A 3,212-nucleotide genomic window follows, 5' to 3' on the forward strand; every position below is an offset into this window, starting at 1 on the left:
TGGGTTTCCAGAAAGTAGATGAAGAGTGGTATGAATATAAGTTGATTTAGGAAAGTTTTGTATTATTTTATGTATTTAAATTCTTGTCCGCATTTTATATACTAAAGAATATTAAAGTAAAAATAAACTCATTATAAAATCTAATTGAAATAGGAGAAGAAATTGCCCAACTTCTATGTCTGTAACCTCTTTTTTTTGTTATAATATCACTAGATAGAAATGTGGGAGTTTCAATCATGGTTACAAAACGGTTTTTGAAAAATGTTATTGTTGCGATGGTCTCGGTTTTTATTTCCTTGGCTTTTGTACAAGGGGTTCAAGCCCAGCAAACGGGCCTCGATTACCAGAGTCTTCATCTACTGCCTTTTAATGGCAGTAAGCAGCTCGTACTGGGAGATTTTGATCATTTAGGTCGTGCGACCTCAGCTCATATTCAGTTGCGGGACAAGGATGAGCCAAAGAAAAAAAGAGAACCACGTCTCAACTATAATCCGGTTGGCTGGCACAATTATAAGATTGCTTATGGAAACAAAGGAAAGAAGGCCTGGCTGTTCCATAGAGGGCATCTGATTGGCTATCAATTTAGTGGACTGACCAATGAAGGGAAAAATCTGGTTCCTCTAACTGCTTGGACCAATACGGGGAATTATAAAGGGACAGCAGATAGCAATGTGGAAGGTATGCTTTACTACGAGAAAAGGCTCGATAGCTGGCTGGCCACCCACCCCAATTATTGGCTGGATTATAAGGTGACGCCTGTCTATACGGGGGATGAATTGATTCCTCGGCAGGTGACCTTGCAATATGTAGGAATTGATCGAGATGGCAACCTTCTACCAATCAATTTAAGTAGCCCCAAAGAGTCAGTAGATGCTTATGGGATCACCACCGTTACCTTGGATAATTATTCCAAGAATGCGACCATTGACTATCTGAAGGGGACCGCGACTCCATCCTTGGTGCCGACGGAACCAAGTAGTCAACCACAACCAGCCAGTCCTTCTGTAGAGACGCAACCAAGTCAAGCCCCTCAACCGAGTCAGCCAGCAGTGCCTGCACAGCCAGTTCAACCTGTCCAGCCTACACAGCCAACTCGTCAACTGGCTCCAGTGGTTTATGTGGCTAGAAATGGAAGTGCCGATGTTTATTGGTATTCTTTGGACAGTATGCCTCGCAATACCAATTTTTCTAAGGTAGTTCAGATGTCAGAAGAGCAAGCGCTAAGTCTTGGGAAGCGACATACAAGTAAGGAATAAGGATCAGTCATTTAGATGATTAGAAAGCCCCCAAATGGTGGGCTTTTTGTGTGCATTACAATCTTAAAAAGTTAGTAGTCTAAAATTATCTCTCACAAGATCTTGCAAAGCTTTTTCTAAAGTTGTATACTAGAATGAGTTTTGTGTAATCGTTTGCATAAATTGGTAAATGATGAAAAGAAAGGAAAGTAGGAGACGAGACAGATGGAATTAACAGCGATTTACCACCGGCCTGAATCGGAGTACGCCTATCTTTATAAGGACGGCCAGCTTCACATTCGCATCCGGACTAAGAAAGAGGATGTCAAACGGATTGTCTTGCACTATGGGGATCCTTTTATTTTTATAGAGGATCTTTATGAGGCAACTAAGGAAATGGACAAGGTGACGACCGACGATCTCTTTGATTATTGGCAAGTGTCGGTATCTGTTGGTCATGCCCGGATCCAGTACCTCTTTGAATTAGAGGATACAGCGGGAGAGAAGATCTTATATGGAGACCGGGGTGTGGCTTCCTATAACAAGGAGAACATTGACTTCGTCATGAACGGATTTAAGCTTCCTTTTATCCATGAGATTGATGGTTGTGCTGTTCCAGATTGGGTAGCGCAGACGGTTTGGTACCAAATCTTCCCAGAACGCTTTGCCAATGGGAATCCAGCCCTTTCTCCAGAAGGCGTTCGCCCTTGGGATGCTTCTATTGCTCCGCAAATATTGGATTTCTTTGGTGGAGATTTACAAGGAATCATCGATCATTTGAATTACTTGCAGGAGTTAGGGATTACAGGGCTCTATCTTTGCCCGATTTTTGAATCTCCGAGCAATCACAAGTACGATACCATTGACTATTATGAAATCGATCGTCATTTTGGAGATAAGGAGACCTTCCGCCAGCTAGTGAAAGAGGCCCATGCGCGTGGGATGAAGATCATGCTGGATGCCGTCTTCAACCATATTGGCTATGATTCACCCCAATGGCAGGATGTGCTCAAACACGGGGAGGATTCGATTTACAAGGACTGGTTCCACATCAAGGATTTCCCGGTTGAGACAGATAATCTTTGGAACAATCGTGACCTAACCTATCATGCTTTTGCCTTTGCGGGCTATATGCCTAAGCTCAATACAGCTAATCCAGAGGTGAAGGACTATCTCTTGAAGGTTGCGACATACTGGATTGAAGAGTTTGATATTGATGCTTGGCGACTGGACGTGGCCAATGAAATCGATCATCAATTTTGGCGAGATTTCCGTAAGTCGGTCTTGGCCAAGAAACCAGACCTCTATATCCTCGGGGAAATCTGGCATTCGTCACAACCTTGGCTCAATGGTGATGAGTTCCATGCGGTGATGAACTATCCTCTCTCGGAGAGTATCAAGGATTATTTCCTGCGGGGGCATAAGGAGACGCAACGCTTTATTTGGGAGATCAATAGCCAGTCTATGTACTACAGGCAACAGATCTCTGAGGTGATGTTCAACCTCTTGGACTCGCATGATACAGAGCGGATCCTGACGACGGCCAAAGGTGATCTTCCGTCCGTCAAGTCTGCTCTCGCCTTCCTCTATCTGCAACGGGGAACGCCATGTATCTATTATGGAACGGAGCTAGCCCTCATCGGTGGACCAGACCCAGATTGCCGTCGTGTCATGCCTTGGGAGCGCGTGTCAGCGGACAATGATATGCTGAACTTTATGAAGGACTTGATCCAGCTACGAAAAGAAGTAGCCGGCATGATTCAGCATGGCAAGATTAGCTTGGAAGAAGTAAAGCCGGATGTGGTGGCAGTAGAATGGCAGCATGAAGGTCACATTCTCAAAGCCTACTTTAACCACTCAAAGACAGACTTTGTCATAGAAAGCGGACAGGCAGATCTGATCAGTCTTGGAAGCATTTCCGATGATCGATTGACCATTCAGCCAAGTGGCTTTGTTATTTATAGAGAAAATTAGCAG

Annotated in this window: 2 protein-coding genes; both read left to right on the forward strand. The window is 44.1% G+C overall.

Translation table 11 applies throughout. From position 1 onward, the window contains the following. The first annotated feature begins 236 nt into the window (after positions 1–236). Positions 237–1,256, forward strand: coding sequence for a DNA/RNA non-specific endonuclease (locus tag SPADD19_RS05865; RefSeq protein ID WP_061455500.1), 1,020 nt, complete (start codon positions 237–239; stop codon positions 1,254–1,256). Between the two features lie 204 nt (positions 1,257–1,460). Further along, on the forward strand, positions 1,461–3,209 hold the full coding sequence (locus SPADD19_RS05870; protein WP_061455501.1) for a glycoside hydrolase family 13 protein: 1,749 nt from the start codon (positions 1,461–1,463) through the stop codon (positions 3,207–3,209). The last annotated feature ends 3 nt before the right edge of the window (positions 3,210–3,212 follow it).

The sequence above is a fragment of the Streptococcus parasanguinis genome, from assembly GCF_001578955.1.
GTDB lineage: Bacteria > Bacillota > Bacilli > Lactobacillales > Streptococcaceae > Streptococcus > Streptococcus parasanguinis_U.